We start from the raw sequence: 26,351 nt of genomic DNA on the forward strand, positions 1-26,351 counted from the left end.
GGGTGAAGTCTCCATGCGGACTGACATCGTGACGAGTGTCGGGTGTGCGTCCGGCAAGAGCTAGTACGTTCAGGACCAGTAGGACCAGGAGGCTGACGACGATGATTGCCATGTGTACAGCCTGACGGAATGTCCGACACAGCAATAGTGGCAGAAAAGCCAGACTTGGACGATTTTCTGCCACTTCGCCCTTTTTCTGTCACACTCGAAAGATGCTCGCGAAAGTGGTGGTCCCACTGATGCCGATGACCGAGGCGTTCGAACTCGGTGTGGCATGTGAAGTATTCGGCTTCGACCGATCCGACGACGGCCTCCCGACTTACGACTTCTCTCTGATCGCCGCTGTTCCGGGCCCGATCCGAACGCGCTTCGGCTACACCATCGATGTTCCGTACAACCTCGATTCCCTCGACGACGCCGATCTCATCGTCGTTTCCGCCGGCGGAACCTACGACGCAGGCGACGCCTACATGTGTTCACCGAGTCCCGACTCGAGTGTCGATCCCCTGTTGGTCAAACTGCGTGAGGCTGTAGCCCGCGGCGCCAAGGTGGCCAGCCTGTGCACCGGAGCGTTCGTCCTCGGGGCGGCAGGACTCCTGGACGGCAAGCGATGCACGACGCATTGGCGTCACGCAGAAAGGCTGGCGCAGACGTATCCGGAAGCCAAGGTCGATCCGGACGTGCTGTACGTGGACGAGGATCCGGTGTTCACCAGCGCAGGCACTGCGGCAGGAATCGACTTGTGCCTGCACATCGTGCGGAAGGAACAGGGTTCTCGCGTGGCCAACGGCATCGCGAGACGGATGGTGGTGCCACCCCACCGCGACGGTGGGCAGGCCCAGTACGTCGCCACTCCCCTCACCTCGACGCCGAGTGCAACCCTTGCTCCACTCCTCGACTGGATGACGGAGAATCTCGCCCTCGATCTCACTGTCGGTATGGTCGCGGCCCGAGCGAACATGTCCGCTCGCACGTTTGCCCGCCGTTTCCAAGCGGAAACGGGAACGACTCCCGCCCGATGGCTCAGTGATCAGCGGGTACTGGCCGCCCAGCAACTCCTGGAGAATTCGGATCTCTCCGTCGACGTCATCGCAGAACGCGTCGGTTTCGGCGGCGGCGCCGTGCTTCGCCAGCACTTCATCCGGCTTCGCTGCACCACGCCCCAGGCCTACCGCCGGACGTTTCGGGCGACCGAGAACGCAAGCTGAAAACGGCTCAGGGAAGAATCAGCGGTTCCGGGGCGTTGCACACACCAACAGCCCGCACAATGGAAAGGACCCCTGTGGCCACCCAGACACTCACCCAGCAGAACTTCGACGAAACGATCAACGGCAGCGACGTGGTCCTCGTGGACTTCTGGGCCTCCTGGTGCGGCCCGTGCCGCCAGTTCGCGCCTACGTTCGAAGCCTCTTCGGAGAAGCACGCCGACGTCGTACACGCAAAGGTCGACACCGAGGCCGAGCAGGGAATCGCTGCGGCCGCCAACATCCGCTCGATCCCCACGATCATGGCTTTCCGCGAAGGCGTGCTCGTGTTCAACCAGGCCGGCGCTCTTCCCGCCGCTCAGCTCGAAGAGCTCGTCACTCAGGTCAAGGCACTCGACATGGACGAGGTCCGCAAGCAGATCGCAGAGCAGACCGCTTCAGCTGAATAGCGAAAGAGAGCGCGCTCTGAATCGAATTCGATTCGGAGCGCGCTCTTTTCGTGGCCAGACTGTCTTGAAGCCGACTCAGTGAGCCGCGCTGTCCCAGCTTCGACCGGTTCCCACCGAAACATCCAGGGGTACCGACAACTCGATGGCTGTGGCCATCTTGTCCTTGACCAGTGCGGTGACTTCCTCCAACTCGGAGGCGACCACTTCGAGCACCAATTCGTCGTGCACCTGCAACAGCATGCGCGACTTCAATCCGGCGTCGGCGAGAGCCTTCTGAACATTGATCATCGCAACCTTGATGATGTCGGCTGCGGTGCCCTGGATCGGCGCATTCAGGGCAGCACGTTCGGCGACCTCACGACGCTGACGGTTGTCGCTGTTGAGGTCCGGCAGGTAGCGACGACGACCGTAGAGCGTCGAGGTGTAACCGTCCTTACGTGCCTGCTCGACCACCGCGTGGAGGTAATCCCGCACGCCGCCGAAGCGAGCGAAGTACGCATCCATCTGCTGCTTCGCTTCTTCGGTCGAAATCTTCAGCTGCGACGCCAAACCGTAGGCACTCAGCCCGTACGCCAGACCGTAAGACATCGCCTTGACCCGGCGCCGCAGTTCAGGTGTTACCTCTTCGATCGGTACACCGAATGCGCGCGAGCCGACAAAGCTGTGCAGGTCCTCACCGGTGTTGAATGCCTCGATCAGTCCCTCGTCGCCTGACACGTGCGCCATGATGCGCATTTCGATCTGGCTGTAGTCGGCAGTGAGCAGAACGTCGAAACCCTGCCCGACTACGAATCCGTCGCGAATCTCGCGTCCCGCGTCGTTTCGCACCGGGATGTTCTGCAAGTTCGGATCGGTCGACGACAGACGCCCGGTTGCGGCAACCGTCTGGTTGAACGTCGTGTGGATGCGACCGTCTTCGGCGACTGCCTTGAGAAGACCGTCGACGGTCACCTTCATACGCGTCGCATCACGGTGCGCGAGAAGGTGTTCGAGGAACGGGTGTCCTGTCTTGTCGAACAGACCTTGCAACGCCTCGGCGTCGGTGGTGTAGCCCGTCTTCGTCTTCTTGGTCTTGGGCATGTCGAGTTCTTCGAACAAGACCACCTGCAACTGCTTCGGCGAACCCAGGTTGATCTGCTTGTCGATCACCTCGTACGCGGAATTGGCGGCGTCGGCGACCTGGGAGGCGAAACGGCTCTGAAGATCATGCAGATGCGCGCTGTCGACGGCGATGCCGGTGGCCTCTATCTGAGCGAGCTCGATCGTCAACGGCAGTTCCATGTCGGAGAGCAGCGACTTGGACTCGATCGACTCCAACTCGGTGTCCAGCGCAGCTGCCAAGTCGAGAACGGCCTGAGCGCTGAGCATCGCGGTCTCGGCCGCTTCGGCATCGAGCTGTTCGGTGTCGTCGAGCAGTGAAAGCTGTTCCTGTCCGGATGTTTCGGCGCGAAGTTCGCGCTTGAGGTAGCGGAGCGAGAGGTCGTCGAGGTTGAAGCTGCGCTGTCCCGGCCGGACGAGGTATGCGGCCAGAGCGGTGTCGCTGGTCAGTCCACCGAGCGTCCAACCCCGCCCACGCAGAGCGTGGATCGCCCATTTGGCTTCGTGCAGGGCCTTCGGCTGCGATGGGTCGGCGAGCCAATCACCTAGAGCTGCTTCGTCTTCCGACGTTGCCGTCGATGCCGCGATGTATGCACATTCACCGTCCGAGGCCGCGATCGCGAGCGCAGTGACGTCGCCGGCAAACGGAGTTCTGGTTCCGAGCACCGTCACGCCGTGACGCTCACCGGTTCGCGCGTGGGCGTCGAGCCACGCGGCAACCGCACCCGGGGCGAGTGCGTCGCCGCTGACCTCGAACCCTTCCTCTGCTTCGGGCTCGGACGACGACAGGGTGGCGAACAGCCGATCGCGGAGAACCTTGAACTCGAGATCGTCGAACAACGCATGAATCTTCTCGCGGTCCCACGGAGCCAACACCAACTGCTCGGGCGTGTACGGCAACGGAACGTCGCGAACCATCTCGGTGAGCTGACGGTTGAGCAGGACGTTCGCGAGGTTCTCGCGTAGCGAGTCCCCCACCTTGCCGCGAACCTTGTCCACGTTGTCGACCAGTCCCTGCAGGTCGCCGTACTCACGGATCCACTTGGTGGCGGTCTTCTCGCCGACGCCGGGGATGCCGGGGAGGTTGTCACTCGGGTCGCCGCGCAGGGCAGCAAAATCCGGATACTGCGACGGGCTGAGGCTGTACTTCTCCTCTACCGCAGTCGGCGTGAATCGGGTGAGCTCCGAGACGCCCTTCTTCGGGTAGAGCACAGTGACGTTGTCGGTCACCAACTGCAGCGAGTCGCGGTCACCGGTCACGACGAGAACCCGGTATCCGAGTGCCTCCGCCTGCGTGGTCAACGTGGCGATCACGTCGTCGGCTTCGAAACCTTCCTCGGCCATGACCGGGATGCCCAGCGCGCCGAGAACGTCCTTGGTGATGTCGATCTGGCCCTTGAATTCGTCCGGAGCCTTCGCGCGCTGTGCCTTGTACTCGGGGAACAGGTCGGCGCGAAACGTCTGACGCGACACGTCGAAGGCCGCGGCCAAGTGGGTGGGCTGCTCGTCACGAAGAAGATTGATCAACATCGACGTGAAGCCGTACACCGCGTTGGTGGCCTGACCACTATGTGTCTTGAAGTTCTCTGCGGGCAGCGCGTAGAAGGCGCGGAACGCCAACGAATGCCCGTCGAGAAGCATCAAGAGAGGGCGATCGTCCGCCTTGCCGGTGGTGCCGGCTGGAGCGGTGGACGTGCTGGACCGAGTTGTGGTTGCGGGGCTCACGGTTCATCAGTCTAGGGATCGCGACCGACATCGACGCCTTCGCCGTTGTTTATGCAGGAACAGACGCAAGAATCGGACAATTGATGCAGCCATTGCCCTTCGATACGGAACCGAAACATCCCGGAAATCTCAGAACCCCATCTGAAGCGAACGGAGCCGTTAGAGTCCGGAAATCGCAGCAACGGAACAATCCCTCTGCTGCGCGGCACCTTTGTCCAGACGCGCTATTCCCGACCCGCTCGGAGGACGTACGTGGCCCCACCCGTAGTGACACGGCAGACCCTCGCGACACTCAGCCGACTACTGGCCTTTGCATTACTGACGTTCTTCGCATTACTCAGCCTGGCCGGAACTGCTTCGGCTCAGGAACCGACCACTTCCCCTGCACCGCCGACCCCGACATCACCCGCAACACCGACAGCACCGGTTCCCGACAATGCTGTCCCCGTCAGCGGCAATCTCAACAACGGCGGCACACGCCTCGCAGGCGTCACCGTGCGTGCACTCGATTCTTCCGGCACCGAAGTCGCCACCGGAGAATCGGCATCCAACGGCCGTTGGGAACTTGCCGTGGCACCGGGCACCTACACCTTCGAGATCGTTGCCGACACACTCCCCGACGGGGTCAGTGTGCAAGCCGCTGTCGAACGCGAGGTGGTGGCCGGCCGCGCGAACACCGTGATCTTCTCGTTCGGCGAGGTACGTACCGCCTCGAATGTCAGCTTCGGCGAGAAGCTGATTCGCACGACGGTCGACGGCCTGCGGTTCGGCCTCGTGATCGCGATCGCCGGAGTGGGTTTGAGCCTGATCTACGGCACCACGGGCCTGACCAACTTCGCTCACGGCGAGATGGTGACGTTGGGAGCCGTTGCTGCGTGGGTGATCAACACGTCCTTCGGCGTTCCGCTGATTCCGGCCACGATCCTCGCGATCTTGGTCGGCATCGGTATCGGCCTGCTGACCAACGGGATCGTCTGGAAACCACTGCGCAAGCGCAAGACCGGGTTGATCGCACAATTGGTGGTCTCGATCGGTCTCGCGATTTCCCTGCGCTACTTGATCCTGATCTTCTTCTCCGACCGCGCCGAACCGTTCGACGACTACCAGGGCCAGGTCGAGAAGAACTGGGGCCCGATCGCACTGACCGACGCCAACGCGATCGTCATGATCGTCAGTCTGGTCGTCCTGGTCGGCGTCGCCCTTCTCCTGCAGAAAACTCGGATCGGAAAGGCCATGCGCGCTGTCTCCGACAATCGTGACCTCGCCGCGTCCTCGGGAATCAACGTCGAACGCGTGATCATGTTCGTCTGGGGTCTCGGCGGCGGATTGGCCGCCCTCGGCGGTGTGCTGTTCGGTATCTCCGAACTCGGCGGACGCGTCCAGTGGGAAATGGGCTTCAAACTCTTGCTGCTCATGTTCGCCGGAATCACCCTCGGTGGTCTGGGAACCGCGTACGGGGCGCTACTCGGCTGCGTCATCGTCGGACTTCTGGTCCAACTCTCCACGCTCATCATCAACCCCGACCTCAAATACATCGGCGGACTTCTCGTCTTGATCGTGATCCTCGTGGTTCGCCCCCAGGGCATCCTCGGATCCAGACAAAGGATCGGGTGACGAATATGGACATCATGGGAGCTTTCCAGGTTTCCTTCGCCCAGTTGATCGGGCCGTCGGCAATCTTCTACGCACTGCTGGCAATCGGGCTGAACCTGCACTTCGGCTACGCCGGACTGCTCAACTTCGGTCAGATCGGTTTCGCCCTCCTGGGCGGCTACGGCGTCGGCATCATGACCGTGACCTACGACCAGCCGTTGTGGCTCGGCATCCTCGTCGGACTCACCGCAGCCGGTCTCCTCGCACTCGTGCTCGGTATCCCGACGCTGCGTCTGCGCGCCGACTATCTCGCCATCGTCACCATCGCCGCGTCGGAGATCCTGCGTCTGATCTTCCGCTCGACCGCGTCGGATTCGGTGACCGGTTCCACCAACGGCCTGTTCGGTTTCGCAGACCCGTTCACCGCACTGAGCCCCTTCGACTCGGCCAAGCAGTACTCGTTTCTCGGCGTGAAGTTCTACGGAGACGACCTCTGGTCGATGGTCGTGGGATGGACCCTCGTGTTGATCTTGTGCGGATTCGTCTACCTGTTGACGCACAGTCCGTGGGGGCGTGTCCTCAAGGCGGTGCGTGAAGACGAGGACGCAGCGCGATCGTTGGGCAAGAACGTCTTCGTGTACAAGATGCAGGCGCTGGTTCTCGGCGGCGTGATCGGTGGTCTGGCCGGTGTGTTCAACGCCCTGCAGACCAAGTCCATCAACCCGGACTTCTACTCGACCGCGCAGACGTTCTTCGCGTTCGGCGCGCTGATTCTGGGCGGGGCGGCAACGGTATTCGGCCCGGTGGTCGGCGCAATGTTGTTCTGGTTCCTTCTCGCGATCCCTGATGCATTGTTGCGTCAGGCGATCTCCGGCGAAAATCCGCTGCTTTCACTGACGGAACAGCAAGTCGGAGCCACCAGGTATGTCCTGCTCGGGTTGATGATCGCTCTCCTGATGGTCTTCAGACCGCAGGGAATACTGGGTAACAAGCGGGAGGTGCAACTCAATGCTTGACGCCGATACCAGAGCACAGATCTTTGCCGACGTTCCTCACCTTCCCGGATCGGCGAAACCCGACCCGGTATTGGTCGCTGACCACGTCTCGCGGACGTTCGGCGGTCTCAAGGCTGTCGACGTCGATCACCTCGAGATTCAACGCGGGTGCATCACGGGTCTGATCGGCCCCAACGGTGCTGGAAAAACGACGCTCTTCAACCTCCTCACCGGATTCGACCGGCCGGACACCGGTACGTGGTCGATGGACGGTCAATCGCTGGGCCGCATGTATCCCCACCAGGTAGCCAGGAAAGGAGTGGTACGGACGTTCCAGTTGACCAAGGCGCTCTCCAAACTCACGGTGCTGGACAACGTACGACTGGGTGCCACCGGCCAACGAGGTGAACGCATCTTCGCTTCTCTCGTCCCGTGGATCTGGAAAGGGCAGGAACGCGAGATCACCGAACGCGCCAACGAACTCCTCGCACGATTCAAACTCGACACCAAGGCAGACGACCTCGCCGGTTCACTCTCCGGTGGGCAGCGCAAACTGCTCGAAATGGCTCGCGCACTCATGACCTCTCCCTCGGTGGTGATGCTCGACGAACCGATGGCCGGGGTCAATCCTGCTCTGACGCAAAGCCTGCTCGGACACATCAAGTCACTGCGCGACGACGGAATGACGGTCGTGTTCGTTGAGCACGACATGGACGTGATCCGAGACATCAGCGATTGGGTGGTGGTCATGGCACAGGGCAGCGTCATCGCCGAATCCACCCCGGACGAGCTCTCGTCCAACACTGCCGTCGTCGACGCATATCTGGGCAGCCACCATGACCAGGCCCTCGAGTTCGACGACAACGGAAATCCGGTGGGCGAGACGGCCGTTCTGGCCGCCGCTCTGGCTGAAGCCGAGGTCGAAACCCTCGAAACAGGTGGGGATCTGTCGGAGCCCGACATCGACAACCTTCCGGCCGATCTCGCCGCTGCGCTGGAATCGAGTCCCGAGGAACCGCGCGGAAGGCACGAGAAGCCATGAGCGAGAACCAAGCACGTTCACTCACGCCTGCAGAATTCGCCGCAACTGCCGAGGAGCATCAGCGACTGTCGGCCGGTGCCCTGCTCCGCGCCGACAGCCTCGTCGCGGGCTACATTCCCGGCGTCAACATCCTGCGTGAATGCAACTTCTTCCTGAAGGAAGGAGAAATCGTCGGGATCATCGGACCGAACGGCGCAGGCAAATCGACACTCCTGAAATCACTGTTCGGACTGATACCGGTACGCGAAGGGTCGGTCACCCTCCGCGAGGACAACATCACATCTGCGCCCGCCCATGTCCTCGTCCAGAAGGGAGTCGGGTACGTCCCTCAGACACAGAACGTCTTTCAGACTCTGACTATCGAAGAAAACCTAGAAATGGGGATTTATCTGCGACCCCAGGCCTTCGCGGAACGATTCGCCTTCGTGAGTGAGCTGTTCCCGCTGCTGAGTGAACGACGAAAGGTGAAGGCCGGGGCACTCTCCGGTGGTGAACGTCAGATGGTCGCCATGGGCCGCGCCCTGATGATGGATCCGTCCGTTCTGCTCCTCGACGAACCGTCCGCGGGTCTGTCCCCGATGTTCCAGGACGAGGTGTTCATCCGCTGCAAGAAGATCAATGCTGCGGGTGTCTCGGTCATCATGGTCGAGCAAAACGCGCGCCGCTGCCTTCAGATCTGCGACCGCGGCTACGTACTCGATCAGGGTAAGAACGCGTACACCGACACCGGCGCCAATCTGATGAACGACCCCAAGGTGATCGAGTTGTACCTGGGAACGCTCGCCGGAAGCAAAGAGAAGTAGGAAGGACACGAGAACGGGCCAGGGTCTCGCGACCCTGGCCCGTTCTCGTCGACTGCTTACTTGCACACCACTTACTTGCCCACGACCACGAATCCTTCTGTGGTCAGCGTGTTCTCAGGGCCGAATTTGAGCTTTCCGTACGAACCGATGGACGGTTCTCCCGAATCGTTGAAGTCCAACTCACCGGTGATCCCGTCGTAGTCGATGTCGGTTCCCGCCTTCACCAACGGCAGGCACTCGACATAGGACGTGCACTTGGTGCCACCTTCGGTGACGCTGTTGATGTTGGCTGCGATGTCGGTGCCGGCCGTCGACTTCGCCTGCTCGGCAGCGAGCGCTGAGATCACCACCGCGTCGTACGACTCTCCGGCGTAGTTGAAGTCGATCAGGGAGGGGTTCACAGCCTTCAGACGATCCTGGAAGGCAGCTCCGACGTCCGTCAAGGGCGTAGTTCCCTGCATCGTGTCGAGCAACGGCTTCGCCACGGATTCGCCCAGCGCATTACCCATGTTGCCGTCCACGCCGTACATCGCCATTCCGTCCGACGGGCCGATGCCCACTTCGTGCATGCGCGTGATGATCTTCGCCGACTCTTCGAAGCCCACCAATGCCACTGCATCCGGATTGAAGTTCTTGACCTGATCGACTTCGGAGTTGAACGACTGTGCGTTCGGGTCGTAGATGATCTTCTCGATCTGATCGGACGGGACACCCGAATCGATCAGATTCTTTTCGATGTTGTCCGCCAGACCCGTCCCGTACGGGTCGTTGAGGGCCATGATCGCTACGCGCTGACCGCCATCGTCCGAAATGAGCTGTGCGACGGCCTGAGCCTGCAGTACGTCCGTCGGAGCGGTGCGGAAGTACATGCCCTTGTCGGGGTAGCAAACGAATTGGTCCGAGGTGTTGGCAGGCGAGAACATCACGACGCCTGCGCTGGCGATCTTGTCGATCACCTTGAGCGAGACCGACGATGACGCGGCGCCGACGATGACCTGAGTGCCTGCAGCCAATTCGCGGTCGACGGTGGTGTTGGCGGTGTCCGTTGTGGTGTCCCCCGAATCGCCGGGAATCAGCTGGACCGGTTGGCCGAGAACGCCTCCGGCTGCGTTGACGTCGTTGACTCCCAGCTGGGTGCCCGCGACCATCGGCGGCCCGAGGAACGACAAGCTGCCGGTGTCGGGAAGAAGCGTGCCGATGCGCAGTGCTTCCGTGGACGGGGTGGCGCCGGCCTTGGCCTGCTCCGGGGTGCAATCGGTCGTGACGGATGTCGTCGCGGCAGAAGCGCCGGACGTAGAGCCACTCGAAGACGAGTCATCCGACTTGTCCGAGCTACAGCCTGCAAGTGCCAGTGATGCCGCGCCGAGAACTGCAGCAGTACGCACAAGTGTTCGTCTAGCCATCCCACGCTCCTAAGATCAGCCGGTGCTCGCGCCACCCGAACTGGCGCTCGCTGTGGGATCAGACGCTAGACCTTGGAACCGTTTCGCGATCCTTCAAGAAAGCCCTGTGACCTGACTGTTATCTGAAGGCGCACAGTGTTTACACGGCTGTAGCGCTGCGCGAGGTTTCGAACGTCGACGCAGCTGCTCGATACAGCCGGGTTCCGGACACTTCGCTCAAGCGTCCGGTTCACCGCCCAGGGTTTCCAGCACGACCTGTGCGACGGCCTTCATCGTGGAACGCCTGTCCATCGCCGCGCGCTGGATCCACTTGAACGCCTCGGGTTCGGTGAGCGCTTGGCGAACCATCAGAACACTCTTGGCACGCTCGATCAGCTTGCGTGCTTCGAGCCGGTCGGACAGATCGGCGACCTCACGCTCGAGCGCCGTCACCTCTCGGAAACGACTGACCGCCAATTCGACGGCGGGAACGAGGTCACTGATGGAGAACGGCTTGACCAAGTAAGCCATGGCGCCGGCATCGCGCGCGCGCTCCACCAACTCGCGCTGACTGAATGCTGTGAGAATGACAACAGGAGCGATGCGTTTGGCGGCAATCTCCGAAGCGGCGTCGATGCCGTCTCTCCTGGGCATCTTCACGTCCATGATGACCAGATCAGGCTTGAGCGACTCGGCCAACTCCACCGCGACCTGCCCGTCGCCGGCCTCACCGACGACGTCGTAGCCCTCTTCGCGAAGCATCTCGACCAGATCCATACGGATCAACGCCTCGTCTTCAGCGACGACAACACGACGGGGTGCGAGCTGATTGCCTTGCGGCTGCGGCGAATTCATGGCCACCATCCTCCTCCATCGAACCGCCCCGACACGAGACGCGAACGATTAGAGGGTACCGGTGTTTGACATTGAAATCGCATCTTCTAATGTAGTCATCGCAACAAGCCCTCGTATCCCAATTGGCAGAGGAAACGGATTCAAAACCCGTCCAGTGTGAGTTCGAGTCTCACCGAGGGCACAACGAACCGCCTGGCAACAGGCGGTTCTTTGCATTTCTAGATTGCACGCAACATAACCGTGCTACCCCCGCGCTACCCATCAGCGGAGCGCGGTGGGCTAGATCACCCATGTGAGAAAATCCAAGGCGTGGATACAGCGCAGAAGATAGCGAAGCTCAATTATCAGATCGAGACGGCACCCAAGTTTAGAGGTGAACTATCAGCGTGGACCGCCCAGACGAGCACCATTCTGCGCCTCATCCTCGGTGCCGATCACACGACCCTGCTTCAGTACAACAAGATTTCCTACTCCACCAATTTTTCTCCATCCTCAGATGCTTCTATCCGCAACGCGTTCAACTCCGGAGTGGAACGCGGTGTCTCGTTGATTGAGGCAGCAATTACAGAACTCGACTTCAACGAACCACAACCAACCAGCACAGATTCGGCACCAACTGGCAACGGCATCTTCATCGTTCACGGACACGATGAAGCGCACAAATTGAAAGTTGCCAGCTTCGTCGAAGCCGCTACCGGCTTGAAACCAGTTTTGCTCAGCGACAGGCCGAATCGGGGTCGAACACTCTTCGAGAAGTTCGAGGGCGAGGCGTCGAATGCCGGGTTCGCCATAGTGATCGCTACGGCCGATGATATTGGAAGCACCAGAACAGCATCATCGACCAATGCAAGGGCCAGACAAAACGTAATTCTCGAATGGGGTTACTTCGCAGGGAAACTAGGCCGCGAACGAGTAACTCTGCTGTACGAGAGCAACGTGGAGCTCCCGTCTGATATCGATGGGCTCGCGTACACCGCGCTAGATGTCGGTGGAGCCTGGCGTTTTGAGCTGGTCCGCGAACTCAAAGCCGCTGGAATCGATGCAAGCCTCGACAAAGCCATGTCTGCCTAGCTCCACGATCCTCCCGCAGCACTCCTCGACGCCTCTCTACGATCCGTCCACAGGAAAAAACAGACCGTTTTGTCGGTGCTGGCGGGTACGGTGCCGTGCATGAACGAAACAGATGCTCTGTACGCACTCGGAACGTTGCTCACCCCGCCACTGGGGCGAGTTGTTGAACGTGGAAAGAGGGGGCAAACGCTCGAGCCTTGGGGACTGCAGCCGCACCGAGCAGATCCGGGTACTCCGATGGCCAAGGATGACGAGGACGGCTACGACAGCAAAATCCCAGAGGGTCTGACGGGTACCGTCCTGTTCCCGATCGTGAATGCGACAGACGCGCTGGCATCCATACAGATACTTCTCGAGACTGGTGCGAAGCGCACTCCGTTCAAGCATCACACGCCGTCGTTCTTATCCTCCTGCAGAACAGCCTTCGAGTCGTCTGCGCAAGCAATCTGGATTATGAGTCCTGAAGATAGAGACTCCCGACGGGCTCGAGCGGCGGGGCTCGCGCGTATTGGCACCGAGCATGCCCGCGAGTTTCAAAGTGAGGCGATCAACGCCCACGACAACAAGCTGCTGGTCATGCCAGACAAATCATATGAGCAGTCCAAGCGCCAGCACCAGTTCTATCAGGATGAGCTTGACGTGCTGGACACCCTGCCCCAGCAGAAGGGCGGGGGCTACACCGCAATGGTTCGTAAAGCCGCCAACTGGCTCCAAGACAACCCGCCGTTTCACACAACTGACATGGACGGCAAGCACTTTCCGACAATTATGAAACAGCAGTATCGCGTGTGTTCTAGCTTCACGCACGGCCATTCTTGGCCGACTGATCTGGTCAATGGTCCGTCCGCATTGTTCGCGATGATGGCCGACGCAATTGCCACGGCAGTCATCAGCACGGAGTGTGCGATCGCACTGTTCGAAGCCCAATCAACCGATCCCGCGAGCGGACGCACGAACCACTATCCCGATCGCCTTCAGCCGACTATTGACGGATGGCGCGATCGCTATCTGTAGCCAGAATGACGGAATCGCTCCAGGCTTAGCTTGATCGTCGACCAAACAACGGCACCACGTTCGACGGAACCGGTTCAGCCGCAACCGAAATCGGAGTAGGCGGGGCGGACGGCTCGGGGAGCTGGTTACCCGCGCCTCCGTCCTCCGAAGGAATCCAGTCGCCGTAGGTATCGAGAGTTAGCGAATAGTGCGCGTGGCCAAGCCACTGGCTCACTTGCATGAAGTGGACGCCCGCCGATAGTTGCATCGACGCGAACGTGTGGCGGGCGTAATCGTGCAATCGCACGCCACGCTGCGGGGGTTGACCGCCACGCGAAGGGCGACTGACCGACAGGCCTACGACTATCTTTGAGTCAGGCCCGAGAAGCCTTGTCGATGGCCAATGTTCAGTTTGAGGAAAAGGTGGAGGTCCGTGCACTTTTCGACGGACGGGAGTCCACTGTTCCATTCGAATTCCGCCACCACAACGACAAGGTCCACTTGATGGATGCAGTCAACATCAATGGACGTGATCCGGAAGCGAAGGCGCGCGAACTACGTGCACGGATCGTCGCCGCGCGTGCGGCAGCGGTGTCGAAGCACTTCTTCACCTTCTACATGGCAGGGGACAATTCGGATCGGCAGATCGATGAAGTCCTCATGCCGCTCGAAGCTGAATCATCCGCTATCGATGTGACTGATATCGGAAGTGCTGCCGATCGAGTGGCAGAACTCATCACTGCGTAGTCCGAGACGAATCGCGATGACTGCGAGCGGAAGCCCACGAGCGCAGTTGTAGCGTCATGCGCGCGGTTGCCAACCGACCGTCTCGGTGTCGGTCCCAGAACGGTCAAGATCGTCGGGAAACCTCCAATGGCGCCAATGGCCAGATCGCCATTTCGCTTCATCAGGCGCACTCACGCGCCGGAGAACCAGACACCCGACTCAACGGGACGACTGCGAGTCGAGAAAGTAGCTCGCAGTAGCTCGCAGCAGATTTGATGTACCTTGATCGACAAGGCTTACAGGTTCAGGCTTCAAAGGCTCGAAAACAGGTTCTGTCCATGGTATTTAAGTAAAGATCTGTAAGCCTTGTCGTTCAAACCCTGTCCAGGGGAAATGCGTTTGCGCGGATTCAATCCCGTCCAGTGTGAGTTCGAGTCTCACCGAGGGCACCACCTGCCGCAGCTGGCCGCACCGCAAGGTTTCGGCATTCGGCTGTACCCCAGATTGACCGCCGTTAGATTCGATCCATGAACGGTCACCGGCTGATTGCTCTGCTCGGAGCCATATCGATTCTCGCGCTGCTCACCGGGTGTCAAACAGACGGTCAATCCAATACTGCCGGCGAATCCACTGCCGGCGAATCTTCCACCCAGGCCGTGCTCGATGCTGCAACACAGACCGGCACCCTTCAGGTCGGCTCTCCCCCGATCGATGCCCCATCCACCGAGATCTCCATGCCTCCCCCGTTCCCGAACGACACGGAGGTCCCTTCACCGACTCCGCGCGTCGATGTGACCGAGATCGACGTGATCAATCACGATGGTTTCACCCGCATCACCTATCGCTTCGACGGAAGCGGACCTGTGTTCTGGAAAACCGAAGACGTCAGTGAAGCAATCCGAGCGGGTGACAGCACAGTCGTGGACGTCGGAAGTCGATCGATACTTCAAATCGACCTGATGGGAGTCCAATCGGATTCGTCGCTCAACTCCGTATCTCACGAGGGCGAAAACATCACGCGCATAGACAGTGCAGCCAGGAACAGTGCGATCCTGCAGTCGTTTGTCGGGACGGTCGACACCCGTCCGGCATACACCGTATCGACATCCGATTCACCGTCCCAGTTGACGATCGACATCCCCAAAGCAGACAGCTGACTGTCGAATACCCAATTGCGCGCTCAGCTCAGCCATTCCAGCGCAGCGGTGCTCGACGCGGTAATTCGGTTATCGCGGGGCGGATGAATACTCCGTCTCGAAACCGAGGTCTCACAATCGATCCGAGGCGATTGCGGGGTCCGGTTCAACACGACTGTCATGATTCTCACTGCATGCCCGAACTTCCGCTGCTCGAACTGCTGCTGCCAGTGTTTGTTCCAGCAGGACCGCCACCGTCATGGGGCCGACGCCACCCGGCACCGGTGTGATCGCACCGGCATGTGGGAGCGCGGCGGCGTACTCCACGTCTCCGACGTTGCCCGCGTTGTACCCCGCATCGATCACCACTGCCCCAGGCTTGATCCACGCCCCTTTGATCAGTTCCGGAACGCCGACAGCGGCGATGACGACGTCTGCCGTACCGACGTGGGCGGCAAGGTCGACGGTTCGCGAATGGCAGTACGTCACTGTCGCGTCCCGACGCAGGAGCAGCATCCCCATCGGCAATCCGAGTATCGGGCTTCGGCCGACCACGACGGCATGCTTTCCGGCGAGTTCGACGCCTGTGGCGTCGAGCAGGCGCAGGATGCCACTCGGGGTACACGATTCGAATCCCCCACCGTTCAAGGCCATTGCCGCGAACGAAGCCGAGGTAACGCCGTCGACGTCCTTGTCGGCCGAGATCGCGTCGAACGCGACCCGCTCGTCGATATGGACCGGCACCGGATGCTGCAGCAGTATGCCGTCGACCACAGGATCCTCCGACAACGCTCTCAGCACGTCGACGAGTTCTTCGGTGGTTGTACTCACCGGGAGTTCGACCGTCCGCGACGTCATTCCAACGGCGACAGACCGATTGGCCTTCATCCGCACATAGGCCTTCGACGCCGGGTCCGCTCCCACGATGACGGCGGCCAGGCAAGGAACGTGCCCCGTCTCATCACGAAACTGCCTGGTGCGCACCGACAGGTCCGAGAGCGCAGCATCGGCAATTGCGCGTCCGTCGATAACTCGAGCGGGCGCGTTCTGGCTGGGCAGATTTCCGGTAGACAGATTTTCAGTAGGCAGTTTTTCAGTAGACATGGATCCCCTTCACACAAGATGTGTGAAGCACCCAGGCGGTCGATGCCTCGCGATGTGCACTCCCCGGTGGTAATTCCCACCCGCGCCAGTCGTGCATGGTCAGCGTACCGCGCGTTTGTTTCACTGCCACGAAACGCATCCAGAACGCCGCTCTCAAAACGAGACAAATCGACAGAACCTATCAATAGGTAACGATCTGACCTGCAGTTATTCCATCCTAAGCAATTAGATGGCACGATGGGGGCAACCGCACGGGCACCAAGCATTGGAGGCACCGATGGACAACGGCAAGATCAACCTGACCTATGACGGTCGGGTGTCACTGAGCTTCCAATTGGCGATTCCGCACGCACCGGACAAGGTCTGGAAGGTCATAACGGAACGCGAGTACCTCGACGCCTGGTTCCCGGCGGACGTCGATTTCAATCTCACTCCAGGCGCGGATCTGCTGTTCAAGGTGACACCGGAACAAGTCGAGCGATTCGGACTGCCCGCAGATCATGTGACGCGCGGGACGGTCATCAGCGTCCACCCGCACCGAATTCTCGAATTCCTCTGGGACGCAGATACTCTGCATTGGGAACTGGCGCCGGACGGCACCGGCGGCTGTTGGCTGACCCTCACCCACACGATGGAAGACGAAGAGTCGGCGTACGCCCACGCCGCCGGTTGGCACGCGGGCTTGGAAGTTGTTGCGGCCCAACTCGATGGACGCGAGGTCGACTGGTCTCCGTGGGACCGAGCCGACGAACTCTCACCGCAATATCGCAAGTCCGCTTGAATCTGGGCCCGAGTTCAGTCTCGGGCCCGCTTCTCATTCCCCTTTACGCGGGAAATGCCTGATCATTCCTTCTTGGACCACCGTCGCCAACAGCAGTCCTTCCACCGAGAAGTACCGTCCGGTTGCCAGACCGCGCGAACCCGCAGCGACCGGCGATTCGGTGGCGTACAGAACCCAGTCGGTGAACCGGAACGGGCGATGGAACCAGATCGAATGATTGACCGTCGCCGCGACGATACGATCATGACCCCAGGACAAACCATGAGTGGTCAGAATCGAATCGAGCACGGTGGTATCGGACGAATATGCCAGCGTCGCAGCATGAATGAGCGAATCGTCCGGCAGATCACCGTCGGGGCGCATCCACACCCGATTGTGGTTGAGTTTCTCGCCGGTGCCTTTGAGGATCCACGCCGGATCGTTGGCGTACCGCATGTCGATTGGCTTGAGCGCTGCACTGAAATGCGGCAGCTTCTCCTCGTACCCCACCAGATGATCGCCGATGGGAGGCAACGACTCCGGAAGTGGAACATCCGGAATCTCGACAGCATGGTCGAGCCCCTTGCCGGAGTCCTGGAATGCCGCGAGCATCACGAACAATTCGTTCTCACCCTGATAGGCCGTCACCTGGCGATTGGCGAATGCCCTCCCGTCGCGATGACGCTCCACCCGGTAGTCGATAGGCGCCTTGACATCTCCGCCCCGAATGAAGTGGGCGTTCACGGCATGGATGGGGCGATCACCATCGACGGTCCGTCCGGCGGCCATCAGTGCCTGAGACACCAACTGACCGCCGAACGTCCGCGAACCTACCTGTTTCGGGTGGTATCCACGGAACGCGTCTTCACCGATCTGCTCCAGATCCAACAGACCGAGGAGAGTACCGAGGTCGGTGGACGCGTTCGCGTGGGTCACTCAGTGGTCCTCTTCGCCGATGCGATGGACGTGAATGAGGTTGGTGGAGCCGACAGTTCCCGGAGGGGACCCGGCAACGATCACCACGAGGTCGCCCTTGACGTACCGCCCGAGGGAGAGCAATGCACTGTCCACCTGACGCACCATCTCGTCGGTGGTGGCCACTGCATCGACCAGGAACGTCTCGGTTCCCCACGTCAGCGTCAGCTGACTGCGCACAGCGGGCAGCGGCGTGAAGGCGAGCAACGGCAGCGGTGTGTGCAGGCGAGCCAGTCGACGCACCGTGTCACCGGACTGAGTGAACGCAACCAAGGCCTTGGCGTCGAGACGTTCGCCGATGTCGCGTGCGGCGTACGAGATGACACCGCGCTTGGTGCGCGGGACGTGGGTCAGCGGTGGGACACGGGTTGATTCGTTCTCGACGGCCTCGACGATGCGGGCCATGGTGCGAACAGTTTCCATGACGTACTTGCCCACCGAAGTCTCGCCCGAGAGCATGACTGCATCCGCGCCGTCGAGAACGGCGTTGGCGACATCGGACGCCTCTGCACGAGTCGGACGTGAGTTCTCGATCATCGATTCGAGCATCTGCGTGGCGACGATGACCGGCTTCGCGTTCTCACGAGCAATCTGGATTGCGCGCTTCTGAACGAGCGGGACCTGCTCGAGCGGCAACTCGACACCGAGGTCACCGCGGGCGACCATGACGGCGTCGAACGCGAGAACGATGGCTTCGAGATTGTCGATGGCCTCGGGCTTCTCGAGCTTCGCGATGACGGGAACGCGGCGCCCGACTCGATCCATGATGGCGTGAACCAATTCGACGTCCGCGGGTGAGCGAACGAAGGAGAGTGCAATGAAGTCGACGCCCAGCTTGAGGGCGAACTCGAGGTCGGCGATGTCCTTGCCCGACAGGGCAGGAACGGAGACGTTCATGCCGGGCAGCGAAAGGCCCTTGTTGTTGCTGACCGGACCGCCTTCGGTGACCCGACAGACGACGTCGTTACCGTCGATGGAAGTGACGACCAGGCCGACCTTTCCGTCGTCGACCAGCAGTCGGTCGCCGGCCTTGGCGTCGCGCGCCAATTCCTTGTACGTGGTCCCGACGCGATCGTGTGTTCCCTCGACGTCGTCGACGGTGATTCGAACCTCTTCACCGTTGGCCCAGGTGGTCCGCTCGTCCTTGAATCGGCCGAGGCGAATCTTGGGCCCCTGGAGGTCGGCGAGAACACCGACGGCCTTTCCGGTGGCGTCCGACGCGGCGCGGACGCGAATGTAGTTTTCTTCGTGATCGGCATGCTCGCCGTGGCTGAAGTTGAGGCGAGCCACGTCCATGCCGCTCTCCACGAGCTCACGGATGCGGTCGCCAGAAGCTGTCGCAGGTCCAAGTGTGCATACAATTTTTGTCCGTCGGTTCACGGCTCGAGCCTAGTCGCTACCCCACCGCACTTCTATCCGGCATTTGTGACGTGCACTTTCTGTTCTTACTCGATTCAGTTGTTCACCTCACGAACAGCGGAAATGCCTTCGGATGTACCGGCGACGGAAGGTCGGACCCACCGGTGAGATACACGTCGACGGCACGTGCGGCCGACCGCCCCTCGGCAATCGCCCACACGACGAGCGACGCCCCGCGATGCGCGTCGCCGCAGACGAACACGCCGGGTGTCCGGGTCTGCCACCCGACATCACACTCGATTCTGCCGAGCGGATCGGTGCCGACATCGAGGTCGGTAAGCAGCGGCGCGGATTCGACGCCGTCGAATCCGAGAGCGAGCAGCACCATCTCGCACACGAGATCCGTCGTGTCCCCGGTCTGCACCAGGGTCCGCTGTCCGTTCTCTCCCCACGACACGGCGACCGGAACCATCCGGATTGCACGAACCGCACCGTCACCGTCGTCGAGAAATTCCTGCGCCGCCCATCGGAACCGTTTGTCACTGCCCTCCTCGTCTGCCGGGGAGCTGCGTACGATCCGCGGCCACAACGGCCACGGGTCGCGGTCTCGATCGCGATGCCCCGGGGGTGGGACGTGGTAATCCAGTTCCGTCACCGAGCGCGCACCCTGGCGATGCACCGTGCCGAGGCAGTCGGCCGCCGTGTCACCGCCACCGATGATCACGACGTTCTCACCTCGCGCCGAGATACTCGACGCGCCGTCACCCTCGCATTCACGGTTGGCGGCACGCAGGTACTTCATCGCACAATGGATTCCGCGAAGGCCACGCCCCGGCACGTCGGTGTCTCGGGCACGATCGGCCCCGACCGCCAGGACTGTCGCTTCGAATTTCGTCATGAGGTCTTGTGCGCTCACGTCGACTCCGACGGCGCAGCCGGTGACGAATCGGGTCCCCTCGGCGGTCAACTGGGCCAGTCGCCGGTTGATCAAGGCTTTGGGCAACTTGAATTCCGGGATTCCGTAGCGAAGCAGTCCCCCGATTCGATCACTCCGCTCGAACACCGTGACACGATGTCCGGCGCGTGTCAGTTGTTGAGCCGCAGCCAGTCCTGCCGGTCCCGAACCGACTACCGCAACACGGTTGGCGCTGTGAACTACGGGCGCCCGTGGCCCCAACAAACCCGACTCCCAGGCGTTGTCGACGATCGCCTGTTCGATGCGTTTGATGGTGACACCTCCCGACGTGCGCTCGTCGTCGAGTGCGAGAACGCACGCCGTTTCGCACGGAGCGGGGCACAGATGTCCGGTGAACTCGGGGAAATTGTTGGTGGAATGCAGATTCTCCGAGGCTTCGGACCACCGACCTCGCCGAACCAGGTCGTTCCATTCCGGGATGAGATTGCCGAGCGGACAGCCCACCCCGGCTGAATGGCAGTACGGCACAGCACAGTCCATGCATCGCGAGGCCTGTGCAGAAACGTCTCGATTGCGCACCACGGGATCCATCGACTCGTACACCGATTCCCAGTCCCCGACTCGCACATCGGTCGGCCTGGTCGGTGCGCCGGATCGTTTCACGCTGAGGAACCCACGTGGGTCAGGCATGAGCCGGCTCCACCAGTTGGTTCTCTTCCACGACCTTCCGATAGTCGACAGGCAGAACCTTGGTGAATCTAGGACTCTGGCCGACCCAGTCGTCGAGAAGTTGTGCAGCGACCGACGAGCCGGTCGCGGCCAGATGATCACCGAGAATCTCGACCAGCCGACGACAGTCTTCCGCCGAAGGCCGCTCGAGAACCACCATGTCGCAGTTGACCTTCTCGGCGTTCAAGTCGAGTACGAAGGCAAGCCCGCCGGACATGCCTGCAGCAAGGTTCCTACCAGTTGGGCCGAGTATCACGACGCGACCCCCGGTCATGTACTCACACGCGTGATCTCCGACGCCTTCCACCACAGCGACCGCGCCCGAGTTACGCACGGCGAAGCGCTCCCCCACACGCCCCCGTGCATAGAGTGCACCGCTCGTGGCGCCGTACAGCAGAGTATTGCCGGCAATGACCTGCTCCTCGGCCACGAAGGGTGCATCCTCACTCGGCCGGAGCACAATTCGTCCACCGGAGAGACCCTTCCCCACGTAATCGTTTGCATCGCCGACTACGACCAGCGAGATGCCGGGCGGCAGGAACGCACCGAGTGACTGGCCTGCCGTTCCGCTGAGCACGATGTCGATGGTGCCTTCGGGTAGCCCGCCAGCGCCGTAGCGTCTGGTCAGCTCAGCGCCCAGCCTCGTTCCCACCGCTCGGTCCGTATTGTGTACTGGCAGTTCGATATGCACGGGTCGAGCGTCCTCGAGTGAGTTCGCGGCGAACTCGATCAGGGTGCGTTCGAGTTCGCTCGAAACAGGTACACACGGCTTGTAGGCCGCGCCGGCCGGCGCGGCCGGAACGTCGAAGAGTGGTGAGAGGTTCAACGTCCGACTCTTCCAATGCGCCACCGCCGGAGACATTTCCAATACGTCTGCGTGCCCCAGCGCATCGTCGATACTTCGAAACCCCAGTTCTGCCAACAACCGTCGTACGTCGTCGGCGATGAAGCGAAAGAAGTTCTCGACGTACTCCGGCCGGCCCGTGAATCGCTCGCGCAGTTCGGGATTCTGCGTCGCTACTCCGACGGGGCAGGTGTCGAGGTGACATACCCGCATCATGACGCAGCCGGCCGCGACGAGTGGCGCCGTGGAAAACCCGTACTCCTGCGCCCCCAGCAACGCGGCGACGACGACGTCGCGCGCCGTGCGCAAACCCCCGTCACACTGGACGACGATCCGATCGCGTAACCCGTTGAGCACCAGAGTCTGCTGAGTTTCGGCCAGCCCGATCTCCCACGGCGTACCGGCGTGGTGGATGGACGAGAGTGCCGCCGCGCCCGTCCCCCCGTCGTGACCGGAGATCAGCACCACGTCGGCGTGCGCTTTGGCCACACCAGCTGCAACAGTCCCAACTCCGACTGCGCTGACCAACTTCACGTGTATCCGCGCACGATCGTTTGCGCATCTGAGGTCGTAGATCAGTTGGGCGAGATCCTCGATCGAATAGATGTCGTGGTGCGGTGGCGGAGAAATCAGCCCGACTCCAGGTGTCGAGTACCGGGTTTCCGCGATCCACGGGTAGACCTTGGACCCCGGAAGCTGGCCTCCTTCACCTGGTTTGGCACCTTGGGCCATCTTGATCTGAATGTCGGTGGCATTGACCAGGTAATCGCTGGTCACCCCGAAGCGACCACTCGCGACCTGCTTGACAGCGCTACGACGCTTGTCGTCACGCAACCGCTCCGGTGACTCTCCGCCCTCACCGGTGTTGGAACGTCCGCCGAGAGCATTCATCGCAACCGCCATCGTCTCGTGCGCCTCGGCAGAGAGGGAACCGTAGCTCATCGCGCCGGTGTTGAATCGAGCGAGAATCATCTCGACGGGTTCGACCTGATCGAGCGGAATCGGCGAACGAATCCCACGCCGAAATCGAAACAGCCCCCGAAGTGTTCCGCCCTGCGCACTCAGTCGATCGACTTCATCGCTGTAGCGACGAAACATCTCACTTCGCCCTGTCCGGGTCGCATGCTGGAGAAAGAACACGGACTCGGGTGTGAACACATGCAATTCACCACCGCGGCGATACCGGAACTCTCCGCTGCTACTCAACTGCCGATGCTGCACCGCGCGATACGTGGCCGCGTGACGCATCAGAACTTCTCGCGCGACTTCGGTGATACCGATCCCGCCGATCCGGCTTCGTGTGTTGCAGAAGTACGTGTCGATCAAAGCCCGGCCCAAACCCACGGCCTCGAATACCTGAGCGCCGGTGTAGGAGTGAACCGTGGCTATGCCCATCTTCGACATCACCTTGAGCACTCCGGAATTCGTTGCTCTCAGATAGTTCTCCGATGCGGTCTTCCGATCTGTCCCGGGAAGCTCGCCTTGCTCGCTGAGTGCCTCCACGGATTCGAGAGCAAGATAGGGATGAACAGCCGCCGCACCGTATCCGATCAGGAGCGCGATGTGATGAAGTTCGCGGGCATCTCCTGATTCGACGACGAGTGACACCTTGGTCCGCAGGCCATGACGAACGAGATCGTGGTGCACGGCCGATACTGCGAGGAGCGACGGAATGGGAGCCTGGTCTGGGCCCGATCCACGGTCGGAGATCACGAGAATCTCGATACCGTCGACGGCGGCAGTTCGGGCAGACTCCCGAAGCCTCTCGACACCCTCGGTCAGACCGCCCCGAACATCGAACAGTCCCGGTAGGACAAAGGATGTCGGAGTTCGAGGGCTGTGGAGTTCGGTGATCCTCTTCATGTCCACCGGCCCGATCACCGGCTTGTGCAGAACGATCCTCCGACACGAGCGGGCAGATGCTTCGAACAAGTTCTGCTCGGTACCGAGCGTGGTTGCGAGAGTCGTGACAACCTGCTCGCGAATCGCATCCAATGGCGGGTTGGTCACTTGCGCGAAGAGCTGAACGAAATAGTCGTACAACAGCTTCGGCCGATCCGAGAGAACAGCCAGGGGTGTGTCGACACCCATCGATCCCAACGGCTCCGATCCTGAGCGAGCCATTGGAAGGAGAACTTCCTGCAAGTCCTCTGCCTGGTATCCGAAGAGCAGTTGCCTCTGCAACAGCGGAGCCGGATCGCCTCGGGCAGGTGCAGACTCGGGGATCTCCTCGAGACCGACCAATCCTCCGTCGACCCAGCTCCGGTAGGGTGCTGTGCTCGCGAGTTCGGATTTGATCTCCGTATCGGAAACGATGCCACGGCGAGCGGTGTCGACGAGGAACATGCGTCCCGGTTCGAGGCGCCCCTTCTCCAACACCTCGGAAGTCGGAGCGTCGAACACACCGCTCTCACTGGCCAGCACGATACGGCCGTTCTTCATCCGCCACCACCGCCCTGGGCGAAGACCGTTGCGATCCAACACCGCCCCGACGACAGTGCCATCGCTGAAAGTCACGGACGCCGGACCGTCCCACGGTTCCATCAGGCAAGCATGAAATTGGTAGAAGGCCCTCATCTCGTCCGGCATCGAAGAATCGTTCTCCCAGGCACCGGGAATCATCATCGCGATGGCGTGCTGCATGCTGCAGCCCCCGAGGGACAAGAGCTCGAGCACTTCGTCGAACGACGCCGAGTCGGATCCGCCCGGGGTGCAGATCGGAAACAGGCGAGCGATGTCCCCATGGAGCAGTGCGCTTCGCAGCATCGGCTCGCGAGCGCGCATCCAATTCCTGTTTCCCACAATCGTGTTGATCTCGCCGTTGTGAGCGATGCAGCGATACGGCTGTGCGAGTGGCCACGAGGGAAATGTGTTCGTGGAGTATCTACTGTGTACGACGGCCAAGGCAGTTCGCATCCTGCCGTCACGGAGGTCGGTGAAGTATCCGGGCAACTGCGCCGGCGTGAGCATGCCCTTGTACACGATCGTTCGAGCTGACAACGAGGGGAAATACACCGCGGCCCCGTCCTGGTCGATCCGTTCGACTTGCCTCCTGAGCGCAAACACTCGTCGGTCCAAGGCAATTCCGCCCACACTGCGCTCTCGTGGCTCGGCGCACGTCACAAAACACTGGCTGATGTACGGAGCACACTGCGCGGCAACGGTTCCGACGCAGTCGCTCTCGACCGGCACCTCTCGCCACCCGATAATCCGCAGTCCTTCTTCCGCTGCGTACCGGTCTATCCGGACCAGCGCGCAGTCATGTGCTTCCTGATCCACCGGAAGAAAGCAGTTTCCGGCTGCGTAGGTGTTCTCACCCATCGCATTGGGTGGTGGAAGCTCGAACTCGGTCACCGCGTCGAATAACTCCGTCGGCAGCTGAATCAGGATCCCCGCGCCGTCACCGCTGTTGGATTCGCGCCCGGCTGCGCCACGGTGGGTGAGATTTCCCAGGACCGCGATTGCCTCGTCGACAATGGAATGCGCGCGGCGTCCAGAGGTGTCTGCTACCAGGGCTACACCACATGAATCGGTTTCCTGATCGGGGTCGTACAGGCCTCGAGGATCAGGTATTAGAGAAAACGGCACTCGGCGACCTCCACGCGGACATGCAGCCGACGTGCGCCAGTTTATCAGCACATAACCGCAGGTCGCGAGAGAAAACTGTGACCCCCTGACACCGGGGCGTCAGGGGGTCACAGTTTCCGAAAGTCGTTTCGATCAGCTACGCAAAGGGCGGTTGTACTGATCGCGCACGCTGCCGGTCAACATCATGATTCCGTCGATGAGCGGCCAGATGCCACCGATTCCACACGTCAACCAAGTGACCGCGATCTGTGCGACAGCCATGCCGGGCTGGTTGAGGTAAAAACGTCCTGCTCCGAAACCGCCGAGCAGAATGCCCAGCAATCCGGCGGTCGTCTTCGACTTGTCCGAGTACGGTTCGCCGGTCATCGGGTCTCGTCCGTACGGGGCGGACGGGTCGACCAGGCCGTAGCCAGGCTGAGGATAACCCTGACCTTGCGGGTAGCCCTGAGGCTGACCGTAACCCGGCTGCGAATATCCAGGCTGGGAGTAGCCCTGCGGCTGACCGTAGTTCTGGCTTCCCTGCGGCGGAGCGGCGGGGTAGTCCTGCGGCGGAGCCGCGTAGGGATTCGCAGTCTGATCTGCCGGCGCCCCGTACACGGGACCGTCCGTCGAGGATTGGGTAGAACCCGAGTAGTCCGGCGCCGGATAGTTCTGGGCCACGTAGCTTTCCTGCGACGTGTACGGCGCCGTGGGGTGATTCGGGGTGGAATCAGAACCCGCGGTGGGAAAAGCTGTGGTGGATTCGGTTCCGGTCGGCGGCGGGTAGATGGGGTGGTTTCCCCAGCCCGGGCCGTTTCCGACTCCCGAATACGTGTCCCAGCCCGGGCCCGTGCCGGTGGTCTCCGTCGACGGCGTCTTTTCCGTGGGCGCCGAGGTTTCCGTCAACGACGCATCCGCCGTCGCGTCGTAGTCGAATGGCGACCCGAACTGCGGTGGAACCGGCGACTGCGATCCTGACGAGTCCCCCGACTCGGAAGGTTCCGGATTCTTGTTCAAGTTAGGC

The 26,351-nt window shown here is 61.3% G+C and carries 20 protein-coding genes, 1 tRNA gene and 1 riboswitch; of the genes, 12 read left to right on the forward strand and 9 right to left on the reverse strand.

What is annotated here, in order from left to right; translation table 11 throughout:
* Positions 1-212: 212 nt before the first annotated feature.
* Complete coding sequence (locus I7X09_RS28320) at positions 213-1,208, forward strand: helix-turn-helix domain-containing protein (RefSeq protein ID WP_200314792.1); 996 nt, start codon at positions 213-215, stop codon at positions 1,206-1,208.
* 74 nt (positions 1,209-1,282) lie between these two features.
* Positions 1,283-1,654 (forward strand): thioredoxin, encoded by a 372-nt coding sequence (gene trxA / locus I7X09_RS28325; RefSeq protein ID WP_003944106.1) that lies wholly within the window; start codon positions 1,283-1,285, stop codon positions 1,652-1,654.
* 75 nt (positions 1,655-1,729) lie between these two features.
* Here trxA and polA read toward each other — a convergent pair whose 3' ends face one another.
* Positions 1,730-4,477 (reverse strand): DNA polymerase I, encoded by a 2,748-nt coding sequence (gene polA, locus I7X09_RS28330; RefSeq protein ID WP_200314794.1) that lies wholly within the window; start codon positions 4,475-4,477, stop codon positions 1,730-1,732.
* 252 nt (positions 4,478-4,729) lie between these two features.
* Here polA and I7X09_RS28335 point away from each other — a divergent pair, with 252 nt between their 5' ends.
* Genes I7X09_RS28335 through I7X09_RS28350 form a run of 4 tightly spaced genes read left to right on the forward strand, consistent with a single transcriptional unit; the run spans position 4,730 to position 8,910 of the window.
* Entirely contained in the window at positions 4,730-6,091 is a 1,362-nt protein-coding gene (locus tag I7X09_RS28335; RefSeq protein ID WP_442800582.1) for an ABC transporter permease subunit, read from the forward strand.
* 5 nt (positions 6,092-6,096) lie between these two features.
* Positions 6,097-7,086: a branched-chain amino acid ABC transporter permease gene (locus I7X09_RS28340; RefSeq protein WP_003944088.1), complete on the forward strand. Its 990-nt coding sequence runs from the start codon at positions 6,097-6,099 to the stop codon at positions 7,084-7,086.
* The gene (locus tag I7X09_RS28345) at positions 7,079-8,107 is read left to right on the forward strand and encodes an ABC transporter ATP-binding protein (protein WP_200314796.1); all 1,029 of its coding nucleotides are present in this window, start codon (positions 7,079-7,081) and stop codon (positions 8,105-8,107) included. The genes I7X09_RS28340 and I7X09_RS28345 overlap by 8 nt, the downstream gene beginning before the upstream one ends.
* Positions 8,104-8,910, forward strand: a complete 807-nt coding sequence (locus tag I7X09_RS28350; protein ID WP_200314798.1) for an ABC transporter ATP-binding protein — start codon at positions 8,104-8,106, stop codon at positions 8,908-8,910. Before I7X09_RS28345 ends, I7X09_RS28350 begins: the two co-directional genes overlap by 4 nt.
* Before the next feature lie 71 nt (positions 8,911-8,981).
* Here I7X09_RS28350 and I7X09_RS28355 read toward each other — a convergent pair whose 3' ends face one another.
* Together I7X09_RS28355 and I7X09_RS28360 are read right to left on the reverse strand one after the other, a co-directional pair.
* Positions 8,982-10,313, reverse strand: a complete 1,332-nt coding sequence (locus tag I7X09_RS28355) for an ABC transporter substrate-binding protein (protein ID WP_003944031.1) — start codon at positions 10,311-10,313, stop codon at positions 8,982-8,984.
* Positions 10,314-10,529: 216 nt separating this feature from the next.
* Complete coding sequence (locus I7X09_RS28360) at positions 10,530-11,147, reverse strand: ANTAR domain-containing response regulator (RefSeq protein ID WP_003944029.1); 618 nt, start codon at positions 11,145-11,147, stop codon at positions 10,530-10,532.
* Positions 11,148-11,254: 107 nt separating this feature from the next.
* Here I7X09_RS28360 and I7X09_RS28365 point away from each other — a divergent pair.
* The 5 genes from I7X09_RS28365 (at position 11,255) to I7X09_RS28385 (ending at position 15,094) form a co-directional block, all read left to right on the forward strand.
* Positions 11,255-11,328 (forward strand) — tRNA-Leu (locus tag I7X09_RS28365).
* Between the two features lie 128 nt (positions 11,329-11,456).
* A complete protein-coding gene (locus I7X09_RS28370; protein ID WP_200314800.1) occupies positions 11,457-12,218 on the forward strand; it encodes a TIR domain-containing protein in 762 nt (253 codons plus the stop codon).
* A gap of 99 nt (positions 12,219-12,317) precedes the next feature.
* Entirely contained in the window at positions 12,318-13,232 is a 915-nt protein-coding gene (locus I7X09_RS28375) for a hypothetical protein (RefSeq protein WP_200314802.1), read from the forward strand.
* A gap of 375 nt (positions 13,233-13,607) precedes the next feature.
* Positions 13,608-13,958 carry a hypothetical protein gene (locus I7X09_RS28380; RefSeq protein ID WP_200314804.1) on the forward strand — a complete coding sequence of 117 codons (351 nt, stop codon included), beginning with the start codon at positions 13,608-13,610 and terminating at the stop codon, positions 13,956-13,958.
* Positions 13,959-14,464: 506 nt separating this feature from the next.
* Entirely contained in the window at positions 14,465-15,094 is a 630-nt protein-coding gene (locus tag I7X09_RS28385; protein ID WP_200314806.1) for an AMIN-like domain-containing (lipo)protein, read from the forward strand.
* Positions 15,095-15,205: 111 nt separating this feature from the next.
* On the opposite strand, the gene I7X09_RS28390 is transcribed toward I7X09_RS28385, so the two are convergent.
* Positions 15,206-16,177, reverse strand: coding sequence for a bifunctional 5,10-methylenetetrahydrofolate dehydrogenase/5,10-methenyltetrahydrofolate cyclohydrolase (locus tag I7X09_RS28390; RefSeq protein ID WP_234036744.1), 972 nt, complete (start codon positions 16,175-16,177; stop codon positions 15,206-15,208).
* A gap of 22 nt (positions 16,178-16,199) precedes the next feature.
* Positions 16,200-16,280: riboswitch (ZMP/ZTP riboswitch) on the reverse strand.
* Positions 16,281-16,454: 174 nt separating this feature from the next.
* Here I7X09_RS28390 and I7X09_RS28395 point away from each other — a divergent pair.
* Positions 16,455-16,958 carry an SRPBCC domain-containing protein gene (locus I7X09_RS28395; RefSeq protein WP_003944006.1) on the forward strand — a complete coding sequence of 168 codons (504 nt, stop codon included), beginning with the start codon at positions 16,455-16,457 and terminating at the stop codon, positions 16,956-16,958.
* A 33-nt stretch (positions 16,959-16,991) separates the two neighbouring features.
* On the opposite strand, the gene I7X09_RS28400 is transcribed toward I7X09_RS28395, so the two are convergent.
* The 5 genes from I7X09_RS28400 to I7X09_RS28420 form a co-directional block, all read right to left on the reverse strand.
* Positions 16,992-17,873 carry an acyl-CoA thioesterase gene (locus I7X09_RS28400; protein WP_124569818.1) on the reverse strand — a complete coding sequence of 294 codons (882 nt, stop codon included), beginning with the start codon at positions 17,871-17,873 and terminating at the stop codon, positions 16,992-16,994.
* Positions 17,874-19,292 carry a pyruvate kinase gene (pyk, locus tag I7X09_RS28405; protein ID WP_003944038.1) on the reverse strand — a complete coding sequence of 473 codons (1,419 nt, stop codon included), beginning with the start codon at positions 19,290-19,292 and terminating at the stop codon, positions 17,874-17,876.
* A gap of 82 nt (positions 19,293-19,374) precedes the next feature.
* Positions 19,375-20,877 (reverse strand): glutamate synthase subunit beta, encoded by a 1,503-nt coding sequence (locus I7X09_RS28410; protein ID WP_200314808.1) that lies wholly within the window; start codon positions 20,875-20,877, stop codon positions 19,375-19,377.
* On the reverse strand, positions 20,870-25,348 hold the full coding sequence (gene gltB, locus I7X09_RS28415) for a glutamate synthase large subunit (RefSeq protein ID WP_200314810.1): 4,479 nt from the start codon (positions 25,346-25,348) through the stop codon (positions 20,870-20,872). Before gltB ends, I7X09_RS28410 begins: the two co-directional genes overlap by 8 nt.
* A gap of 132 nt (positions 25,349-25,480) precedes the next feature.
* The gene (locus I7X09_RS28420) at positions 25,481-26,344 is read right to left on the reverse strand and encodes a TM2 domain-containing protein (protein ID WP_200318130.1); all 864 of its coding nucleotides are present in this window, start codon (positions 26,342-26,344) and stop codon (positions 25,481-25,483) included.
* Between the last annotated feature and the right edge of the window lie 7 nt (positions 26,345-26,351).

This window comes from Rhodococcus sp. P-2 (genome assembly GCF_016598535.1).
GTDB lineage: Bacteria > Actinomycetota > Actinomycetes > Mycobacteriales > Mycobacteriaceae > Rhodococcus_F > Rhodococcus_F baikonurensis.

Coding starts and splice junctions, on each gene's coding strand:
- I7X09_RS28350 (WP_200314798.1), top strand. CDS start 8,104: ATGAGCGAGAACCAAGCACGTTCACTCACGCCTGCAGAATTCGCCGCA.
- I7X09_RS28320 (WP_200314792.1), top strand. CDS start 213: ATGCTCGCGAAAGTGGTGGTCCCACTGATGCCGATGACCGAGGCGTTC.
- I7X09_RS28395 (WP_003944006.1), top strand. CDS start 16,455: ATGGACAACGGCAAGATCAACCTGACCTATGACGGTCGGGTGTCACTG.
- I7X09_RS28380 (WP_200314804.1), top strand. CDS start 13,608: ATGGCCAATGTTCAGTTTGAGGAAAAGGTGGAGGTCCGTGCACTTTTC.
- I7X09_RS28340 (WP_003944088.1), top strand. CDS start 6,097: ATGGACATCATGGGAGCTTTCCAGGTTTCCTTCGCCCAGTTGATCGGG.
- I7X09_RS28375 (WP_200314802.1), top strand. CDS start 12,318: ATGAACGAAACAGATGCTCTGTACGCACTCGGAACGTTGCTCACCCCG.
- I7X09_RS28345 (WP_200314796.1), top strand. CDS start 7,079: ATGCTTGACGCCGATACCAGAGCACAGATCTTTGCCGACGTTCCTCAC.
- I7X09_RS28355 (WP_003944031.1), bottom strand. CDS start 10,313: ATGGCTAGACGAACACTTGTGCGTACTGCTGCAGTTCTCGGCGCGGCA.
- I7X09_RS28390 (WP_234036744.1), bottom strand. CDS start 16,177: ATGTCTACTGAAAAACTGCCTACTGAAAATCTGTCTACCGGAAATCTG.
- I7X09_RS28360 (WP_003944029.1), bottom strand. CDS start 11,147: ATGAATTCGCCGCAGCCGCAAGGCAATCAGCTCGCACCCCGTCGTGTT.
- I7X09_RS28385 (WP_200314806.1), top strand. CDS start 14,465: ATGAACGGTCACCGGCTGATTGCTCTGCTCGGAGCCATATCGATTCTC.
- I7X09_RS28410 (WP_200314808.1), bottom strand. CDS start 20,877: ATGCCTGACCCACGTGGGTTCCTCAGCGTGAAACGATCCGGCGCACCG.